Consider the following 22,463-nt stretch of genomic DNA (forward strand, 5'->3'; position numbering starts at 1 on the left):
ATGCTATCTACTATAAAATTAAAGATTTCACCTGTTCAGGAGGTTCCTGTTCAGGTGGATTCTGCCTTGATTCTTCAAACTATTCAATTGCATGCAGCTCAGGTTGCTTATATGCTTCAAGCTTATCATGCACGTGAAAAGGTAAGCAGGGTAACAGTTGTTCCTGATAGTATATCCAATAATGCAGAGCTTACCACATTGAAGCTTCAGTATGTATTAGAAGAGTTTAGTGCATGTAGTGCGATTGATACCTTACAACAAGAAAAGATGACCGTAACTGTTCATCTGGATGAAAAGGCAGGGGAACTGGAATTAACCGGGGAGTACTGGCCGGAACGGGATCCGGATTAGCTTTTATAAAATTATTGTATATAAAAAAAGCAGGTGTCCATTGGAGACACCTGCTTTTTTTTATTGATTTAAACTGTTCTGATTAAAATAAAGAGAATTCAACTCTTCTGTTTTTCTGACGACCAGCAGCAGTTTTGTTAGATGCAATTGGTTGGTTTGGACCGTAACCTGTTGCTTCAATACGAGATGCATTAGCACCTTGTGAAACTAAGTAAGTTTTGATCGCTTCAGCTCTGTCTTTAGAAAGACGTAAGTTGATAGCCATTGAACCAGTGTTATCTGTGTGACCAGCTAATTTCAAGCTAAAGTTTTTCTCTACTAATAAAGCAGCAACTCTGTTTAAAGTATTGTATGAAGTAGAACGGATAGTAGATTTACCTAAGTCAAACTCTAAGTTTCTGATTGCTTCATCAACTACTTTACGATCTTCAGCAGTAACGATTACTTTTTCTTTGATAATTTGTTTTGGTGTTTTTAAAGGACAACCAGCACCATCAACAGTAGTGTTTGCTGGAGTTCCAGGGCACTTGTCAAATTTGTTAGCTACACCGTCTCCATCTTCATCACCCATATCTTTAGCATATTGTTCCTGATCTCTCAATCTGTTTTGCTCAGAAGTAGATAATGCTCTTCTTAACTCAGCGCTTTCTGCTGCACTTTCTTCACGAACTGCTGCGATTGCACTGTAATTTTGTAATTGAGAAGTTCCTCTTTTACCAAGGGCAATTTCAACACCAGCATGTGCGTAGGTGAATTTGTCATTAGTTGCACTTTGTACACCGTCAAAGTTGTTAGTTTTCATGAAATTAACTGTGTAACCTAAATCAAGGTTAACACCTTTTGATAAACCAACTTTAAAACCTGCTCCAACTGGGATAAACCAGTGTTCGCCATAACCTGTGTTTCCAGCAGGTACAGCAGCTGTTCCAATTGCATTTGTATTAGCACTTGAAGACATGTAACCAGCACCAGCTGTTAAGTAAGGCGATAGTACAGTACGTTTGTGGTTTAAGCTCATGTTTGCAATGGTAAAGTTACCACTTACAGCTGCCGACCAGTCAATACGAGTTTCGAAACTAGTACCTGCCTGAGTAGTACCGTCTGGGTTGTTAGCTCTCAGACCTTTTACTTTACCTGCAAGGAAGTCTGCCTGGATACCGAATCCCGGAAGAATTTGTTTCTTAATGTAACCACCGTAACCCCAGCTTTCTTGTGGAGTACTAAAGTCGCCATTAGCTCTATTATTGAAAGGAGTATAGTGCGTTAACATACCACCGTTTAGCCCGATTGACCAGGTACGGAAATCTTTTTTTTCAAAGCGTTTTGTTGTATCAGGCGTAACATCCTGAGCGAACAACGAGGTTGATAGTCCTACTAAGGATAGTATCAACGCTGATTTTGTAATTCTTGAGTTCATCTTTATTTATAGTTAGATATTAAATCATCAGTACTCTACTGAATGATTAGCCAACACGTAATAATCCTGCCAATTGAGATTTAATTGAGATTAGAAATATAGAATAAACTGATTATGAGTTATTTATGAGGTAATTTGTTTTTTAAGTTAATACTGACTATTCTCTGTTGAAGTTCAATAAAGTGTATAGTATTTGATACAAAATGAATTATTTCATTAAATTACAGTTCAAATACTTCACCTTTTTCTGGTATCGTTACCGCATATCCGGCGTCTGTTATTGCAGCGGCTAAACTCTCCAGACTTTTACTTTCACCATGAACAAGGAATACTTTTTTGAGCTTTTCGGGACGTTGTTGTTTCACCGTGTTTAACAAATCGTCATGATCACCGTGCCCGCTTAGTAAATCTGTTTGCTTGATTGTTGCAAAAACCATTAAATCACGATGACGTAAACGGACAATAGGGTCTCCTCTGAGTAGCCTGTTGCCTAAAGTTCCTTTGGCACAATAGCCGATAAACAGAATAGTACAGTAGTAATTTTGGATATTATGATACAGATGATCCTGAATTCTTCCACCTTCCAGCATACCTGCAGAAGAGATAATAATACATGGCTCGTGATAATTAGAAATTGAAATACTCTCTCTCTTGTCTTGTACGTACGAAAGTTCCTCGAATTCAAACTCATCACCTTTACGGTTATAAAAATCCTGAGAATCTTCATTGAGTAAATGATGGTGTTTGCGGTAAACATCCGTCGCAAAACCAGCCAGTGGGCTATCTACAAATATTTTTACAGGAGGAAGCAAGCCTTCACTGAATATTTTATTGAGGGAATATACCAGTGCCTGGGTCCGGCCTATACTAAAAGCAGGAATAATCAGGCGCCCTGGGAATTTAATACAGGTTTCATTAATCGTTTCCACCAGTTTCTGTTCAATCGTGGTATCTTTGCTATGGAACCTGCCGCCATAAGTAGATTCAGATACCAGGTAGTCAACCTCAGGAATAGGTTGTGGATCTACTAAAACCGGGTAGTTTTTACGGCCGATATCTCCGGTAAAAGCGATGCGTTTTTCCTGCCCGTTTTCCATAATATTTAATACCACAGCTGCTGCACCTAATAAATGGCCTACAGGAATAAAGCGAAGGGTAATACCTTCTTTGATCGTAAAATCTTTATCGAAGGCAATGGTTACAAAGCGGTCTACCGTATCCATCACATGCTTGTGCAGGTAAAGTGGTTTGGGGCCGGATGACGCCCGTTTGCCTCTTGCTCTTTTATTCTGTTTACTCAAGAAGATATTTACAGAATCCATTAACAGGAGTTCTGTTAAATCTGCCGTTGGTGGTGTACAAAGAATCTGACCATTAAAGCCCAGTCTTAAAAGCGTAGGTAAATTTCCGGAATGGTCAATATGGGCATGGGTTAAAATAACAACATCTATAGTAGCCGGATCAAAGGGGAAATACTGGTTTTCTTCCTGATAAGTTTCCTTTTCATAATCAAGTCCGCAATCTATAAGTATATTGTAATTGTCTGATTGAAGCAGGTGCATACTTCCTGTTACCTGTTTCGCTGCTCCCCAAATCGTTAGTTTCATGTCTGTATATATTTTTCCGCAATCTTTAGGGCCTGTTTAAAACATCTATAATAGAAGATAAACAATTTTAATTGCAAAAGCCCGGATTCTTTAAGCTTAAAAAGAATAAAAAGATCAGCAAGATATCATTTTAAAACTTAAACAAGGCTATTTAGTGTGATCTTAAATTCATAGTTGAGTTTTTCGGCTACATATATACTATGCACCGATTTCCAGTTGAGCAGCTCATCTTTGAACTGAGGTATTTCTAATCCTGATCTTGAGGCTGCGGCAGTATAGAATATGGAGCGGGTTGGATGATCTGTAGCACATGCATTAAAAATATAACCAAAAGCTTGCTTTTCAATGATGCGTAATGTTAAACCGATACAATCTGACAGGTGAATAAGATTTACCGGAGCTTTTCCATTGGGTATAGCTGATTTGCCTGCAAAGAATCTCCCTGGATCTCTGCCGGGGCCTATTAATCCCCCAAATCTGAGTATTGTAGTGGTAAAATCAGGAATGGCTGTTAAATTTTGTTCAGCAGCCAGAATTGCTTTACCAGATTCAGTTTCAGGATCTGGAGCAGTATGTTCATTAACTTCCTGATTATAATCTCCATATACTGAAGTAGCACTGATAAAGATAATATTTGGAATATTGCCATTTACTGCTGCTTTTGATACTTTCTGAATCTTTGATAAAAAGGTGTGTTGTTCTGCTGTACTTCTTTTTGGAGGAATGCTTATAATGATTAGATCGCAATCGAAAAAATCATTATTAATAATGTCTTCCTCTGACGTGAAATTTATAAGATAGGGCAGGATTCCGGCTTGTTTTAAAATTGCTAATTTATCAGGGGTAGTTGTGGAACCTTTTACGATATATCCGTTTTTTAGCAGTTCTTTAGCAAGCGCTGATCCGTACCAGCCACAACCCAGTATACTGATTTTATTATTTAATGAATACATTAATGCTGATTTTTGTAGTCTGGAACTTTTAAATTGCTATGCGTGGATTTTATAAAAAAAGGGGTGATGCATTGCATCACCCCTTTTTAAATTTTAACGAATTTCTTAAAGAACAGTTACATTAGAAGCCTCAGGGCCTTTTTTACCGTCATTCAATTCGAATTCTACATTGTCACCTTCATTCAATTCTCTGAATGAATCTCCTGCAATCGCAGAAAAATGTACGAAAATATCTTTTCCTCCATCTTCTGGAGTTATAAAACCAAACCCTTTTGCAGAATTAAACCATTTAACTTTTCCTGTTGTACGCATATTAATGTTATAAATTTCGCTGTGAAAATAATCAATTGAATACTAATATCCAAAATCTTAATTGCTTATTGTATTCATTTTACATGAATTGAGTAAAACCAGCGCATATTGTTTTTGTTGTTATTAAAATATAAAAGATCAATTTATGATAAATTCAGGATCAAAAGCAAATAAGGTTAAAACAGACCAGCTAAATGGGATTAAAACAAATCCTCCATCAGAAGATCTGGAGACGTATCGGGAAGCAGACAATTTAGGACTGGATGCGGATGGTTCTTCTGTAAATCCGGAAAAGACTAATTATAACAATGATAATGACCGGGTTTCGCATAATCCCGATGGAGAAGATGATGAGCATGATACGGGAGAAGCACCTGGCCATTCCCCTTTAATGGATAAATAAGCCGGGTTGAAATAAGTTTTAAGAGTTATTGTAACAGGAATATTAATCTTGGCATCATTTTAGCAAATAGTTATGTGACTTTAATATCTATATAACAACTAAAAAAACACAAAATGAAAAATACGTTCGCAATATTAGGTATAGCACTTGCTTTTACAGCATGTACTAATGCCAGGAAGGAAGAAGCAATTAAAGTAGCTACGATCAAGGCTGTAAAAGACAGTATGAGATTAGATAGCTTCAAAAAAGCAGATATTGCTGAAAAACAGCAGGCTGCTAAAATACAGGAAGAAAAAAGAGTATTGATGCTGGCTTCTGCCAAAGCTGCTGAAAATGCTCCTGCTGCTACCATGGCTTCGCCACGCAGTCATTCTGTAGATCATCACACAACTACTACTACAACAACTAAAAAGAAAGGTTGGAGCAGTGCAGCGTTAGGAACTGTTATTGGTGCAGGTGCAGGTGGATTAGGCGGTGCACTTATTGATAAGAAGAAAGGCAGAGGTGCTATTATCGGTGGAGTAGCAGGTGCAGGTGCCGGATATTTAATCGGTCGTGGACAAGATAGAAAATCCGGTAGGGTCCAGCCTAAAAACTAGGTTTTTAATCAGTAACCGTTTCGGTAAAATAAAAAGGCCTGATTTATCATATGATAAATCAGGCCTTTTTATTTATTTCTTTTCAGGTGCTTTTTCTGGAGGTGTAGATACAATTTCACCGTATTCATTTACGTATGCCATCATACTTTCCAGATCGCCGCCTGTTGAATTCTGCTTGCGTTCTTCTTTGCGTTGCTCTTTATCTTCTTTTTTCTTCTGCCTGTTTTTTTCTAGTTGCTTCTTCATGAAGGTCGCCTGAGACTTAGCCATAAATTTCCGTATTTAGTTAAAAAATAACTCTTCTCTGCTGTTACTTGTTAAGGCGTTCCATAAACAATATAGTACTGGATCGATCTAGCCCGAATAAAACTTAAATTCCCGGGCAACAACGGTAGGGGAGCCAGGAGAAATTGAATCTAATCAAATGGATTGATTAGCAAGTAAGTATTAAGAGAGTTTGAGTTTATACTCCGTTCTACGCAAATATACACAAAATAATTTATTTACAAAAGCCCAGGCTGAATATGTGTTGTTCTGTTTGAGGAAAATTTGCGGGATTAACGGATAAAATATGGGGAATTATTCTTTTAAGGAGTAGTGATGCCAGGTGAGTTTCTTTTAATGTAACCAGTTTAAAAGCTGAGGTAGTTATCGTAAGGATAATAGTATTCTTTTAATTCTTGTGAGTATTGTTATTTGGTAATTAATAATTATTTGGTTTATTTATTTCCTTTTACGGTTAATATTTGCATATTTTGGATATTGATTTTGGTGTGTAATATATTTCCCGTTTTGGGGTGTAGTTACTCATTTAATGTTCTATTGTTGATTGCTTAATAATCCGGTTTCTTGTTTATTGATATTAATAGTATATCGTTCTATATTTATCAATGTGGTTTTTTTCGCCATATAATACGATTTAGTATTGTTATTTTTTATTAGGACTCCCTGTGGGAATGCTTATTTTGTGATTTATGCCTTTAAAAGTATTTTTTGGCACAAAAATTATTTAAACATGATTTTATAGGGTGAAAATTTGGATAATAGCATTATTTGTGCCTATTTTGTGGGTGTAAATTGCGTAATTAACTAATGTGAAATATTGATTCTTAGATAATTAGGATTTTTAACTTTCAGAGTTTGTGTTTTGTGAGCCACAAATTTTGAAATATATTTTTGCACTAGTGATTAGCAATTTGTGACAACTATCTACGCTATCGCCTCCTATGAATAAATCTCTCCGTTTTAAACTCCTGACAAAGTTTACTTCGCTGATTCACTCGTTAACAGCGTATATGAATCGCAGGGGGATTCCGGCAAGAAAAGGGTTCCTGGCGATAGTGAGTGTAGGTTTGTTTTTTCTATTTACACTAAATCCTTTTTCCTCGCGCGCGCAATTTCCTTACGATGAAAGTTTTAGAAACTCAACTACAAACAAGCCGGATGTGAAATTTGGTGGGGAGCCTACTGCATTTCTTACAGCGCTTTATCCAATTGCTGGTTCAGTGACAGATGCACAAGGCGAAGGATATTTGAGACTGACAAATAATAAAACTAAACAAAAAGGTTATGTTTATTCTAATAATGTTTTTCTGGGAACTTATGGTTTAAATATCGAGTTTGAGTACTTTACTTATGGAGGTGGCACTAATGGTGCTGATGGTCTTAGTTTCTTCTTATTTGATGCCGCGGTTGCCGATGCTGATTTTAATATTGGCGGATTTGGCGGATCTTTGGGATATGCTCAACTCAATAAGGATGGCAAAGATTTTAAAGGAGTTAGCAAAGGGTATTTGGGTATTGGTTTAGATGAATTTGGGAATTTTTCAAATCGCGGTGAGGGCAGGCAAGGCGATAAAGATCAGATTCCTAATAGTATAGTTCTTCGTGGTGCGGGAGATGGGTTTGCTTATGTACCTACAAACTACCCTTTACTTACGACTGTTAAAACCTCAGCACTTGCAACTGATCCATTTAATATCGCCGGAGGTTCGCGAACTGCAAAGGATGGAGATCCGGAATACCGTAAAGTGTTTATTAATTTGGTACCCAGGCCTGGGGGGGGATTATTAATTAGTGTGAGCGTTAAACATGGTAGTGTCATTACTCCGGTAATTGTTAAGTATCCTTATACTACACCTATTCCTGCGAAAGGTTTGAAGTATGGAATTGCTTCTTCAACCGGAGATAATGTGAATTATCATGAGATCAGAGGTTTAACTTTGACGGTTGATAAAAGTGTATTGAGCCAGCCTGTGGCTCCAAATCCTTCAATGATTATTTGCCAGGGTGCTTCTGGCAGTTTGGATATACTGACCGGGGCAACAAAACCTAATGCAGGTGGTGATCCCAATCCGGATAACGTAGACCTTGATCCTCTTACTCCAGAGATTGATCGGCAAGTCGTAACAGATGCAGGTACTTTTGTATTTGATAATGTGAATACTAAACTGCTTACGTTTACTCCTAAACCGGGCTTTAGTGGTAGTTCTGCATCCATAAAGTTTAATTTTATGGATGTTTATGGAGCTAAATCAACAGTAGGAACAGCCACATTTAATATTAATTCTCCAATAATTACCACACAGCCGGTAGGTGCAACTATTTGTGAAAACTCTGCTTTTACATCTACAGTAGCAGCTACAGGGCCGAATCTTTCTTATCAATGGCTGGTTAATACTGGCAGTAGCTGGGATGTTGTTGCAGATCCTGATGGGTCATTGGGATCAAAGACAAATACGCTTAATATCAGCAGGGTGCCATTTACTTATAATGGCTATAAATATAGGGTTCAGGTTAGTTCTCCAGGCGGATGTAATGTTCTTTCTGATATCATAAACCTAACTGTTAATCAATTGCCTACAGCAGCAATTTCACCTTTAAAGCAGGATGTATGTCAGGATAGTCCTGATATTCCCGTTACCTTTAGTGGAAAGTATGGAACAGGGCCTTATACTTTCTATTATACGATTAGTGACGGAACAGTTAAGAGCGCGATTAAGACTATCACTACAACTGGTTCTAATAGTAGTATTACAATAAATCATCCTACTGATGTCCCTGGGGTCTTCACCTACGAGGTTGTAAAGGTTTCCAATTCAACTTGTAGTAATGACCTGATATCAAGGAGTAAACTTACTATTATACCAAATGCTTCAGTTGGATTGGCTCCATTATCTGGCACTGCTATACAAAATGTATGTGTAGGTATGCCTATGCAATCCATAGTTTATCAGGTTAAAGACGCTGATGAAGCGACTGTAAGTTTTAATAAAATTAATCCGGATATAACATTTGTTTATGATGCTGTAAAACAAACAATAACAATCAGCGGAACCTCATCTTTAGTAGGCAAATTTCCTTTTACTGTGAGCACAATTGGTGGTTGTTCTACAGCCACCACAACAGGAGAGATTAATGTTTTACCAAATACGACGATTGCATTGACTTCGGCGGTGAAAACTGACCAGCAGGAATTGTGCGTGAATACAGCGATTACCCAAATCGAATATCAGGTCACCAATGGCAAAGCGGCAATGATTACTGGTTTACCTGCAGAATTAACTTCAGCTTACGATGCCTTGACTGGTAAGTTTACGATCGGCGGTACGCCCGTTAGAGCAGGTTTGATCACTTATACGATTACTGCGACAGGAGATTGTAATCCTGCAAGTATAACCGGAACTATTAATGTTAAACCAGATGTGACTATTGCACTGACTTCGGCTGTGAAAACAGATCAGCAGGAATTGTGCGTGAATACAGCGATTACCCAAATCGAATATCAGGTCACCAATGGCAAAGCGGCAACGATTACCGGTTTACCTGCAGAATTAACTTCAGCTTACGATGCCTTGACTGGTAAGTTTACGATCAGCGGTACGCCCGTTAGAGCAGGTCTGATTACCTATACGATTACTGCCACCGGGGACTGTAAACTGGCAAGCATTACCGGGACAATCAACGTGAAACCGGATGTGATCATTGCATTGACTTCGGCTGTGAAAACAGATCAGCAGGAATTGTGCGTGAACACAGCGATTACCCAAATCGAATACCAGGTCACCAATGGCAAAGCGGCAACGATTACCGGTTTACCAGCAGAGTTAACTTCAGCTTACGATGCCTTGACTGGTAAGTTTACGATCAGCGGTACGCCCGTTAGAGCAGGTCTGATTACCTATATGATTACTGCCACCGGGGACTGTAAACTGGCAAGCATTACCGGGACAATCAACGTGAAACCGGATGTGATCATTGCATTGACTTCGGCTGTGAAAACAGATCAGCAGGAATTGTGCGTGAACACAGCGATTACCCAAATCGAATACCAGGTCACCAATGGCAAAGCGGCAACGATTACCGGTTTACCAGCAGAGTTAACTTCAGCTTACGATGCCTTGACTGGTAAGTTTACGATCAGCGGTACGCCCGTTAGAGCAGGTTTGATCACTTATACGATTACTGCGACAGGAGATTGTAATCCTGCAAGTATAACCGGAACTATTAATGTTAAACCAGATGTGACTATTGCATTGACTTCGGCTGTGAAAACAGATCAGCAGGAATTGTGCGTGAATACAGCGATTACCCAAATCGAATACCAGGTGACCAATGGCAAGGCTGCTACGATTACCGGTTTACCAGCAGAGTTAACTTCAGCTTACGATGCCTTGACTGGTAAGTTTACGATTAGCGGTACGCCCGTTAGAGCAGGTCTGATTACCTATACGATTACTGCCACCGGGGACTGTAAACTGGCAAGCATTACCGGGACAATCAACGTGAAACCGGATGTGACTATTGCATTGACTTCGGCTGTGAAAACAGATCAGCAGGAGCTTTGCGTGAACACAGCAATTACCCAAATTGAATACCAGGTGACCAATGGCAAAGCGGCTACGATTACCGGTTTACCAGCAGAGTTAACTTCAGCTTATAATGCTGTAACTGGTAAGTTTACCATTAATGGTACACCCGCTAGAGCTGGTCTGATAACTTATACGATTACTGCCACCGGGGACTGTAAACTGGCAAGTATCACCGGAACGATCAACGTGAAACCGGATGTGACTATTGCATTGACTTCGGCTGTAAAAACAGATCAGCAGGAACTTTGCGTGAATACAGCGATTACTCAAACCGAATACCAGGTCACCAATAGCAAAGCGGCAACGATTACCGGTTTACCAGCAGAGCTGACAGGAGTTTACAATGCTGCAACTGGCAAATTCACCATCAGCGGTACCCCCGCTATAGCAGGCCTGATTACTTATACGATCACGGCAACCGGGGACTGTAAACTGGCAAGCATTACCGGAACGATCAACGTCAAACCAGACGTAACCATTGCACTGACTTCATCTGTAAAAACAGACCAGCAGGAATTGTGCGTGAATACAGCAATTACTCAAATCGAATACCAGGTGACCAATGGCAAGGCTGCTACGATTACCGGTTTACCGGCAGAGTTAACTTCAGCTTACGATGCCTTGACTGGTAAGTTTACGATTAGCGGTACGCCCGTTAGAGCAGGTCTGATTACTTATACGATCACGGCAACCGGCGACTGTAAACTGGCCAGCATTACCGGGACAATCAATGTTAAACCAGATGTGACCATTGCATTGACTTCGGCTGTAAAAACAGACCAGCAGGAACTTTGCGTGAATACAGCAATTACCCAAATTGAATACCTAGTGACCAATGGCAAAGCGGCTACGATTACCGGTTTACCAGCAGAGCTGACAGGAGTTTACAATGCTGCAACTAGCAAATTCACCATCAGCGGTACCCCCGCTACAGCAGGCCTGATTACTTATACGATCACGGCAACCGGAGATTGTAAACTGGCCAGCATTACCGGGACAATCAACGTCAAACCAGACGTAACCATTGCACTGACTTCCGCTGTAAAGACTGATCAGCAGGAGCTTTGCGTGAATACAGCAATTACCCAAATTGAATATCAGGTCACCAGTGGTAAAGCGGCTACGATTACCGGTTTACCAGCAGAATTAACTTCAGCTTACGATGCCTTGACTGGTAAGTTTACGATCAGCGGTACGCCCGCTAGAGCAGGTCTGATAACTTATACGATCACGGCAACCGGCGACTGTAAACTGGCAAGTATCACTGGAACGATCAACGTGAAACCGGATGTGACTATTGCATTGACTTCGGCTGTGAAAACAGATCAGCAGGAATTGTGCGTGAATACAGCGATTACTCAAATCGAATATCAGGTCACCAATGGCAAAGCGGCTACGATTACCGGTTTACCGGCAGAGCTGACAGGAGTTTACAATGCTGCAACTGGCAAATTCATCATTAGCGGTACACCAGCTACAGCTGGTCTGATCTCTTATACGATCACGGCAACCGGGGACTGTAAACTGGCCAGCATTACCGGGACAATCAACGTGAAACCGGATGTGACCATTGCACTGACTTCCGCTGTAAAAACTGACCAGCAGGAATTGTGCGTGAATACAGCAATTACCCAAATTGAATATCAGGTGACCAATGGCAAGGCTGCTACGATTACCGGTTTACCAGCAGAGCTGACAGGAGTTTACAATGCTGCAACTGGCAAATTCATCATTAGCGGTACACCAGCTACAGCTGGTCTGATCTCTTATACGATCACGGCAACCGGGGACTGTAAACTGGCCAGCATTACCGGGACAATCAACGTGAAACCGGATGTGACCATTGCGCTGACTTCCGCTGTAAAAACTGACCAGCAGGAATTGTGCGTGAATACAGCAATTACCCAAATTGAATACCATGTGACTAATGGCAAGGCTGCTACGATTACGGGTTTGCCAGCAGAGCTGACAGGAGTTTACAATGCTGCAACTGGTAAATTTACGATCAGCGGCACACCAGCTAGAGCCGGTCTGATTACTTATACGATTACTGCCACCGGAGACTGTAAACTGGCAAGTATCACCGGAACGATCAACGTGAAACCGGATGTGACTATTGCATTGACTTCGGCTGTGAAAACAGATCAGCAGGAGCTTTGCGTGAACACAGCGATTACCCAAATTGAATACCAGGTGACCAATGGCAAGGCTGCTACGATTACCGGTTTACCAGCAGAGTTAACTTCAGTTTATGATGCTGCAACTGGTAAGTTTACGATCAGCGGTACGCCCGTTAGAGCAGGTCTGATTACCTATACGATTACTGCCACCGGCGACTGTAAACTGGCCAGCATTACCGGGACAATCAATGTGAAACCGGATGTGACTATTGCATTGACTTCGGCTGTGAAAACAGATCAGCAGGAGCTTTGCGTGAACACAGCGATTACCCAAATCGAATACCAGGTGACCAATGGCAAAGCGGCAACGATTAGCGGTTTACCAGCAGAGCTGACAGGAGTTTACAATGCTGCAACTGGCAAATTCATCATCAGTGGTACACCAGCTACAGCAGGCCTGATTACTTATACGATCACCGCAACTGGAGATTGTAAGCTGGCCGATATTACTGGAACGATCAACGTGAAACCAGATGTAATCATTGCATTGACTTCAGCTGCAAAAACTGATCAGCAGGAGCTTTGCGTGAATAAAGCGCTTACCCAGATTGAATACCAGGTCACCAATGGCAAGGCAGCTACGGTTACTGGTTTGCCAGCAACACTGACACCAAATTATGATGCATTGACCGGCAAGTTTACGATCAGCGGTACACCAACAACGGCTGGTCTGATCTCTTATACGATTACAGCAAGCGGCGACTGTGAACCTGCAATTATCCACGGTACCATCAATGTGAAACCGGATGTTACGATTGCCTTAACATCAGCGGTAAACACTGACCATCAGGAACCATGTATCAATCATGCGCTTACCCAGATTGAATACCAGGTCACCAATGGCAAGGCAGCTACGGTTACTGGTTTGCCATCAACGCTGACACCAAATTATGATGCGTTGACCGGTAAGTTTACAATCAGCGGTACACCAACAACGGCTGGTCTGATCTCTTATACGATTACAGCAAGCGGCGACTGTGAGCCTGCAATTATCCACGGTACAATCAACGTGAAACCAGATGTTACGATTGCCTTAACATCAGCAGTAAACACTGACCATCAGGAACCATGTATCAACCACGCGCTTACCCAGATTGAATACCAGGTCACCAATGGCAAGGCAGCTACGGTTACTGGTTTGCCAGCAACGCTGACACCAAACTATGATGCGTTGACTGGTAAGTTTACGATCGGCGGTACACCAACAACGGCTGGTCTGATCTCTTATACAATCACAGCAAGCGGCGACTGTGAGCCTGCAATTATCCACGGTACCATCAACGTGAAACCGGATGTTACGATTGCCTTAACATCAGCAGTGAACACTGACCATCAGGAACCATGTATCAATCATGCGCTTACCCAGATTGAATACCAGGTCACCAATGGAAAGGCAGCTACGGTTACTGGTTTGCCAGCAACGCTGACACCAAACTATGATGCATTGACCGGTAAGTTTACGATCAGTGGTTCGCCTGCTACAGCTGGTCTGATCTCTTATACAATCACAGCAAGCGGCGACTGTGAGCCTGCAATTATCCACGGTACCATCAACGTGAAACCAGATGTTACGATTGCCTTAACATCAGCAGTGAACACTGACCATCAGGAAACATGTATCAATCATGCGCTTACCCAGATTGAATACCAGGTCACCAATGGCAAGGCAGCTACGGTTACTGGTTTGCCAGCAACGCTGACACCAAACTATGATGCATTGAACGGTAAGTTTACGATCAGCGGTACACCAACAACGGCTGGTCTGATCTCTTATACAATTACAGCAAGCGGCGACTGTGATCCTGCAATTATCCACGGTACAATCAACGTGAAACCAGATGTTACGATTGCTTTAACATCAGCGGTGAACACTGACCATCAGGAACCATGTATCAATCATGCACTTACCCAGATTGAATACCAGGTCACCAATGGAAAGGCAGCTACGATTACTGGTTTGCCAGCAACGCTGACACCAAACTATGATGCATTGACCGGTAAGTTTACAATCGGCGGTACACCAACAACGGCTGGTCTGATCTCTTATACAATCACAGCAAGCGGCGACTGTGAGCCTGCAATTATCCACGGTACAATCAACGTGAAACCAGATGTTACGATTGCTTTAACATCAGCTGCAAAAACTGATCAGCAGGAATTGTGCGTGAATAAAGCGATTGATCAGATTGAATACCGGGTCACCAATGGAAAGGCAGCTACGGTTACTGGTTTGCCAGCAACGCTGACACCAAACTATGATGCATTGACCGGTAAGTTTACGATCAGCGGTACACCAACAACGGCTGGTCTGATCTCTTATACGATCACGGCCACTGGAGATTGTAAATTTGCCGATATTACTGGTACAATCAATGTGAAACCAGATGTTACGATTGCCTTAACATCAGCGGTGAACACTGACCATCAGGAACCATGTATCAATCACGCGTTTACCCAGATTGAATACCAGGTCACCAATGGAAAGGCAGCTACGGTTACTGGTTTGCCAGCAACGCTGACACCAAATTATGATGCATTGACCGGCAAGTTTACGATCAGCGGTACACCAACAACGGCTGGTCTGATCTCTTATACGATTACAGCAAGCGGCGACTGTGAACCTGCAATTATCCACGGTACCATCAATGTGAAACCGGATGTTACGATTGCCTTAACATCAGCGGTAAACACTGACCATCAGGAACCATGTATCAATCATGCGCTTACCCAGATTGAATACCAGGTCACCAATGGAAAGGCAGCTACGATTACTGGTTTGCCATCAACGCTGACACCAAATTATGATGCGTTGACCGGTAAGTTTACAATCAGCGGTACACCAACAACGGCTGGTCTGATCTCTTATACGATTACAGCAAGCGGCGACTGTGAGCCTGCAATTATCCACGGTACAATCAACGTGAAACCAGATGTTACGATTGCCTTAACATCAGCAGTAAACACTGACCATCAGGAACCATGTATCAACCACGCGCTTACCCAGATTGAATACCAGGTCACCAATGGAAAGGCAGCTACGGTTACTGGTTTGCCATCAACGCTGACACCAAATTATGATGCGTTGACCGGTAAGTTTACAATCAGCGGTACACCAACAACGGTTGGTCTGATCTCTTATACGATCACGGCCACTGGAGATTGTAAACTGGCCGATATTACTGGAACCATCAATGTGAAACCGGATGTTACGATTGCCTTAACATCAGCAGTAAACACTGACCAGCAGGAACCATGTATCAACCACGCGCTTACCCAGATTGAATACCAGGTCACCAATGGCAAGGATGCTACGGTTACTGGTTTGCCAGCAACGCTGACACCAAACTATGATGCATTGACCGGTAAGTTTACGATCAGCGGTACACCAACAACGGCTGGTCTGATCTCTTATACGATTACAGCAAGCGGCGACTGTGAGCCTGCAATTATCCACGGTACCATCAACGTGAAACCAGATGTTACGATTGCGTTAACATCAGCAGTAAACACTGACCATCAGGAACCATGTATCAACCACGCGCTTACCCAGATTGAATACCAGGTCACCAATGGAAAGGCAGCTACGGTTACTGGTTTGCCAGCAACGCTGATACCAAATTATGATGCATTGACCGGCAAGTTTACGATCAGCGGTACACCAACAACGGCCGGTCTGATCTTTTATACAATTACAGCAAGCGGCGACTGTGAGCCTGCAATTATCAACGGTACCATCAATGTGAAACCGGATGTTACGATTGCTTTAACATCAGCAGTAAACACTGACCATCAGGAACCATGTATCAACCACGCGCTTACCCAGATTGAATACCAGGTCACCAATGGAAAGGCAGCTACGGTTACTGGTTTGCCAGCAACGCTGACACCAAACTATAATGCGTTGACCGGTAAGTTTACGATCAGCGGTACACCAACAACGGCCGGTCTGATCTCTTATACAATTACAGCAAGCGGCGACTGTGAGCCTGCAATTATCCACGGTACCATCAATGTGAAACCGGATGTTACGATTGCTTTAACATCAGCAGTAAACTCTGACCGTCAGGAATTGTGTGTAAATAAAACGATTGTCCAAATCGAATATCAAACAGCTAATGCAAAGAGTGCAACTATTACAGGTTTACCAGCAGAGCTGACAGGAAGTTATAATAATACAACCGGCAAATTCACCATCACAGGTACACCTTTCACAGCCGGTTTGATCACCTATACCATCACAGCAACGGGTGACTGTAAAGAAGCAAATATAACCGGAGCAATCTTTGTCAAACCAAACGTTGAACTCGTTTTAACTACTGGCAGCAACAACCAATCAACCTGTATCAACACACCGATTTCGCAAACCACTTACACCGTAAGCAATGGAACTATAGCTGTAACTAACCTTCCACCAGGTTTAACACAAAACTATGCAAGCGGCATATTAACCATCAGTGGAACTCCTTCACAAGCTGGTACATTCCTTTATACTGTGACCGTTACAGGAGACTGTGGTACTAAAGAACTTCACGCACAAATCGATGTATATCCAAATGCAATTATGGAGCTTACCTCTCCTGCAAAAAGCGATCAGCCTGTTTTATGTATCAATACACCACTTAATCCAATAACTTACAAAATAACAAATGCTACAGGTGCAACAATATCAGCTTTACCAGCAGGTTTGATATCAAACTACGATCCTGCTACAAAACAATTTACCATTACCGGAACCCCTTCAATATCCGGAATTTTCCCTTACACCATAACTACTACCGGAGGATGCGCATCAGTAACACTCACCGGTACAATTAAAGTAAACCCAAATACAACTTTACAATTAACCTCTGCATCCTCAACAGCGAATCAAACATTATGTATAAATAGTAATAACCTGCAAACCATTACCTATCAAACTACAAATGCAATAGACGCTACAGTAACTGGCTTACCAGCAGGATTAATTTGGTCATACAACAATAATCAGCTTAAAATAAATGGAGTTCCAACGCAATCAGGAACATTCAACTATACCATTAATACCACTGGTTTATGTCAAACGCAGCAACTTAGCGGAACAATAATTATTACTCCTAATCCAATTGGCTTTAATGATGTAATCAGTAACCTGACCTGTACGAATAACAGCATTCACTACAACCTGCAAGACAATGTAAACAATACAGCAAATGGCGGAAATTCAGTTCCTGCTACATTTACATGGACAGTCGCTCCAAATACTAACGTAAAAGGGCTGAACAATGGTTCTGGAAATAACATTAACGCCACACTGATTAATTCAAGTCATACCGCTCAGCAAGTCATTTATACCATAACCCCAACTTCAATTACAGGAGGCTGTCCGGGAAATACCTTTACTGTTACCATCAATGTACCTGTATGCAGCAGCCTGACCATTACAAAAACTGCGAATGTAACCCTGGTTTCAACAGCAGGAGATCAAATACAATACACCATCACAGTAAAAAATACAGGTACAGCCAACCATACCAGCGTTCAGGTAACAGATCCGTTTTTAGGTGGTATATTAAGAGGCCCTGCTTATGGAGATAATGGAAACGGTATCCTTGAAGCTAATGAATCATGGGTATATACAGGAACTTACCGCGTTACTCAAACAGACATCGACGAAAATGGGAAACCAAATGCGAAATCGGGTAAAATCATTAACACAGTAAGTTTAACCACAGCAGAAATGTCCACTCCTTTAACAGCAGTTGCTACAGTTGATATTGTGACTAATGGATCAATTGTACTGGTGAAAACAGGGGTAATCAGCAGCGACTTCTCTAGTATCGTTTATACTTTTAAAATAACAAATAATGGAAGAGTGAAACTTTACAATCTGAATCTGATGGATACCAAAATTGGTGGTCAGCTCAACCTCGGAACCAATGAACTTGCCGCAGGAGCGTCGATCACAGTGACCTCAACCTATAAAATAACAGATGAAGAAAAAAGAGATGGAAGAGTGGTCAATACTGCGACCATTAAAGGTTATACGCCATCTGGGGACCCTGTTTCCGATATTTCAGGTACCCAAGCCAATAACGATGAGCCAACTGTTCACATTATTGCAGATGCACCACAGGCGATAGATGATAAAGCAGAAGTTCAGATTAACCAGACCGTTGTGATCAATATTGCAGGAAATGATATAGCCTCACTAAATGGCCTGAATAAAGCAAGTATAGAAAATACCCAACCATCAAACGGAAAAGTAGAAGTACATATGGATGGAACGGTTACTTATACCCCGAATAAAGGCTACTCAGGACAAGATGAATTCACTTATTATATCTACGATTCTAAAGTTGGGGCACCAAACAGAAGTAACAGGGCTACGGTCACCATTAATGTGATCCCAATTGGCTTATTCATTCCAAATACGATCACTCCAAACGGAGACGGTAAAAATGATACTTTCAAAATCATAGGAAGAGAAAGCTTTGACGGCATTGAACTCATGGTGTTCAACCGTTGGGGTAACGAAGTGTACAGGAATAACAATTACCTGGACGAGTGGGATGGCTCGGGATTAACCGAAGGAACTTATTATTATATCATCACTTTGAAAAAAGCCGGAAGCAAAGTGAATAAAAATGGCTGGATACTTATAAAAAGATAATGAAGAAACTGTATAAAATATTACTGCTTATTTGCTCAACCGGTTTATTTACCGGTCATGCTTCTGCGCAGCAAAATATTCAGTTCTCTCAGTATATATTTAACACCCTGAGTGTAAATCCGGCATATGCAGGTTACAAAGAAGAATGGTTTGCTCAAATGGCATTACGTAACCAATGGGTAGGAATTCAAGGTGCACCTAAAACCGGGCAAATCTCTATTGATGGGATTCTGGATCCGCAGACCACCAAACATGGAGTCGGATTACAGATCACTTCCGATAAATTAGGCCCTCAAACTTCTAACTCCATCACATTGAACTATGCCTTCCGGATACAACTTGATGGAGCAGATACACGTCGTTTAAGTTTTGGTTTAGGGGTAGGAGCAGCACAATACGGATTAGATGGAAGTGCACTGACTACAGTTGACGGAGGAGATGGCTTTGTGCCAACCGGAGGTTCCAGTAAAATTGCACCAGACTTCCGCGCAGGTATTTACTATACTACCCCTTATTGGTATGCTGGTATCTCAGCTCTTAATCTGTTATCAAATAGTAAGTCAGTTGATGATTACCGCAGAAGTACTAATATTGCGGATAACATTATCCGTACCAGGCATATGTACTTTGTGGCAGGCGCACTGATCAATGCCGCTACAGATCTGCGGTTCAGGCCAAGCATAATGATCAGAGAAGATTTCAAAGGCCCTACCAATGCAGACTTTAATATCATGGCCATATTTAATGATAAAGTATGGCTTGGCGGAGGATACCGGACAAGTATCAAAGCCTTTAAAAAAGAATATGAAAATACTGATGTAACCAGTCAGGCCGCACTGATCGGAATTGCCCAGTTTTATGTAAATGAACGCTTCAGGATAGGTTATTCTTACGATTATGCGATTTCTAAACTTAATGGATACCAGTCCGGAACACATGAAATTACTGTTGGTATAGCTTTTGGCAAAGCTCCTAAATCTTCTATCTGTCCAAGAGTGTTTTAAAATACTTATTGCTGATCCTGGATACTATATAATAATATTTCCAGCGCCATATCATCCACATCTTTACTGGAATTACTCAATACAACCAAACCAATTTGCTTTTCCTTTACAAATGCGCAATAACTTCTGAACCCCCCGGTTCCTCCATTATGCCAGATTATCGTATCCTCATTAAAAAATTGGGTAACCCAGGCAAGTCCCCGTCCATAACCAGCCTGAACATCAGTTTGATGATGGGTTAATGAAAAATCTCTATTATAATCATTGATATTTGCACGAAGATAGCTTAACAGGTCATCTAAGTCAGACTTTAATCCACCAGCAGCCTTAAAAGCCCCTAAATCCCAATAACCTGCATCTTCACCATTTTCGTGATCGTAACCAGCAACAAGAGAATTCTGATGACTCGCAGGAACTTCATAAGTTGTATTTTTCATTCCCAATGGGACAGTAATCGCTTCCTGAAGCAATTTTTTTAGCGAAAGCTGATAAAGATCCTCGAGTATCATCCCCAGAATGGCAAAACCAAGATTTGAATATTCGGCCCTTGTGCCCGGAGGCTCATCCAGAACAAAATTTTCCAGGTATTCAACAATCATTTTCTTCGAATAATTCAGATAGGGATTATTCTCCTCATAACCTTTATGATCTTCGAAATTTTCAGGGAGTCCGGGTAAACCCGAAGTATGGTTACAAAGATCTATAATCCTGATAGGTGTTCCTTCAAATTGCAGATTTGGATAATCCGCTGATAAGTATTTTCTAATATCATCATTTAATTTGATCCTGCCCTGATTGATCGCATGGGCAAGTATAACAGCTGTAAAAGTCTTGGAAATTGAGCCGATTTCATAAAGAGAATGGCTGCCTGGCAAAGTGCTGTTTCCTTGTTGGGTCTCTCCATAAAAGAACTTTTCAGTATGTGTTCCATGAATCAAACCAATACTCAGGCTCCGGTTATTAGGGTCCTGAAGATACTTGATGGCCAGCTGATCAATAAAACGCTGTAAAGGAGTTGCTAATAAATTAGCAGATAGAATTGTGAGTGGATCTCTGCTATTCAAAATTTCTTCTTCTTGATGAACCGGTTCCCAATTCACTAAGGCAAGTAAATAATCTGCTGTTAAAGTTATCTTTAAAGAGAGTTCCCCATATTTGAAATTTACCAGGTACTCCGATACTTCTTCTTCAGTTTTTATAAATTCCCACGAAGTAATCTCTCCAAGGCTTCGCTTTATATCATACTTATAGAAATCCATGACCGTCTTTTCAGGAACATGTTCTTGAAATTCAGCTGCATGCAGGAGATAGATTTCAGCAAACTGATCATGGTTATAAAATCCGGCCAGCTGGCTGATCATTTGTTCAGGATTCATAAGGCAAGGAAATTACAACTCAGGCTTTAGCTTTGCCCATACATTCTCTGCAACTATTTTATGTCCTTCAGGAGTTGGATGAATCCCGTCTTTCTGATTTAAACGCGGGATACCACCCACATTTTTTAACAAGAAGGGCAAGAACTCCATCTTATTTTTTTGAGCAAGCGCAGGGAAGATGGCAGCAAAGGCTTTAGTGTACTTTTCGCCCATACTTGGCGGCATCTGCATTCCGGTAAGTAATAACTTCGCTTTTGGATATTTCTTTTTTACCTGATCCACTATTGCCTGTAAATTCGCTGCTGTTTCTGCAACAGGAACTCCTCTTAAGCCATCATTGGCACCTAATTCCAGTACAAAAATATCAATCGGTTGTTTCAGCAACCAATTAATACGGCTTTTTCCTGCGGCAGAAGTCTCTCCGCTTAAACCCCCGTTAATTACCTTGTAAGGTAAATGTAAAGAATCAATTTTCTGCTGAATCAGCGCAGGAAAAGCCTGTTCTGGATTTATACCTAAACCAGCCGTTAAGCTGGTTCCAAAAAACAGGATATGTTTAACTGAATCTTGTTTTGGTGTATGCTGAGTCTGAACAGAATCTTTGACCGGAGGAGTTGTTGCTGTCTGATCAGTCTTTTTATCCATATCACCACAACTTGACAACAGCACAGCTGCTATTATTAAAACGATGTAATTATAACGTAACTTAATGCTCTTCATCTTATAAAAGGATTGGTTTTT

12 protein-coding genes are annotated in these 22,463 nt (G+C 41.2%); 5 read left to right on the forward strand and 7 right to left on the reverse strand.

Features of this window, described 5'->3' with window-relative positions; genetic code table 11:
• Entirely contained in the window at positions 1-351 is a 351-nt protein-coding gene (locus HDE70_RS04010) for a hypothetical protein (protein WP_183865406.1), read from the forward strand.
• Positions 352-433: 82 nt separating this feature from the next.
• Here the strand turns inward: HDE70_RS04010 and HDE70_RS04015 are convergent, their stop codons facing one another.
• The 4 genes from HDE70_RS04015 to HDE70_RS04030 form a co-directional block, all read right to left on the reverse strand.
• Entirely contained in the window at positions 434-1,768 is a 1,335-nt protein-coding gene (locus HDE70_RS04015; RefSeq protein WP_183888158.1) for an OmpA family protein, read from the reverse strand.
• Between the two features lie 221 nt (positions 1,769-1,989).
• Positions 1,990-3,375, reverse strand: a complete 1,386-nt coding sequence (locus HDE70_RS04020) for an MBL fold metallo-hydrolase (protein ID WP_183888160.1) — start codon at positions 3,373-3,375, stop codon at positions 1,990-1,992.
• 137 nt (positions 3,376-3,512) lie between these two features.
• Entirely contained in the window at positions 3,513-4,328 is an 816-nt protein-coding gene (locus HDE70_RS04025) for an NAD(P)H-binding protein (RefSeq protein WP_183888162.1), read from the reverse strand.
• Between the two features lie 105 nt (positions 4,329-4,433).
• Positions 4,434-4,640: a cold-shock protein gene (locus tag HDE70_RS04030; protein WP_037438206.1), complete on the reverse strand. Its 207-nt coding sequence runs from the start codon at positions 4,638-4,640 to the stop codon at positions 4,434-4,436.
• A gap of 145 nt (positions 4,641-4,785) precedes the next feature.
• Here HDE70_RS04030 and HDE70_RS04035 point away from each other — a divergent pair, with 145 nt between their 5' ends.
• Positions 4,786-5,043, forward strand: a complete 258-nt coding sequence (locus tag HDE70_RS04035; protein WP_183865410.1) for a hypothetical protein — start codon at positions 4,786-4,788, stop codon at positions 5,041-5,043.
• 113 nt (positions 5,044-5,156) lie between these two features.
• The gene (locus HDE70_RS04040) at positions 5,157-5,642 is read left to right on the forward strand and encodes a YMGG-like glycine zipper-containing protein (protein WP_183865411.1); all 486 of its coding nucleotides are present in this window, start codon (positions 5,157-5,159) and stop codon (positions 5,640-5,642) included.
• 72 nt (positions 5,643-5,714) lie between these two features.
• On the opposite strand, the gene HDE70_RS04045 is transcribed toward HDE70_RS04040, so the two are convergent.
• Positions 5,715-5,912, reverse strand: coding sequence for a hypothetical protein (locus HDE70_RS04045; RefSeq protein ID WP_068400825.1), 198 nt, complete (start codon positions 5,910-5,912; stop codon positions 5,715-5,717).
• A 956-nt stretch (positions 5,913-6,868) separates the two neighbouring features.
• Between HDE70_RS04045 and HDE70_RS04050 the strand changes: the two genes are divergently transcribed.
• Positions 6,869-19,342 carry a gliding motility-associated C-terminal domain-containing protein gene (locus HDE70_RS04050; protein WP_183888164.1) on the forward strand — a complete coding sequence of 4,158 codons (12,474 nt, stop codon included), beginning with the start codon at positions 6,869-6,871 and terminating at the stop codon, positions 19,340-19,342.
• Positions 19,342-20,346: a type IX secretion system membrane protein PorP/SprF gene (locus HDE70_RS04055; protein WP_183865413.1), complete on the forward strand. Its 1,005-nt coding sequence runs from the start codon at positions 19,342-19,344 to the stop codon at positions 20,344-20,346. The genes HDE70_RS04050 and HDE70_RS04055 overlap by 1 nt, the downstream gene beginning before the upstream one ends.
• 5 nt (positions 20,347-20,351) lie before the next feature.
• On the opposite strand, the gene HDE70_RS04060 is transcribed toward HDE70_RS04055, so the two are convergent.
• Together HDE70_RS04060 and HDE70_RS04065 are read right to left on the reverse strand one after the other, a co-directional pair.
• Positions 20,352-21,722 (reverse strand): serine hydrolase domain-containing protein, encoded by a 1,371-nt coding sequence (locus HDE70_RS04060; RefSeq protein ID WP_183888166.1) that lies wholly within the window; start codon positions 21,720-21,722, stop codon positions 20,352-20,354.
• 12 nt (positions 21,723-21,734) lie between these two features.
• Positions 21,735-22,442 (reverse strand): arylesterase, encoded by a 708-nt coding sequence (locus tag HDE70_RS04065; protein ID WP_183888168.1) that lies wholly within the window; start codon positions 22,440-22,442, stop codon positions 21,735-21,737.
• Between the last annotated feature and the right edge of the window lie 21 nt (positions 22,443-22,463).

This window comes from Pedobacter cryoconitis, assembly GCF_014200595.1.
Classification (GTDB): Bacteria; Bacteroidota; Bacteroidia; order Sphingobacteriales; family Sphingobacteriaceae; genus Pedobacter; species Pedobacter cryoconitis_C.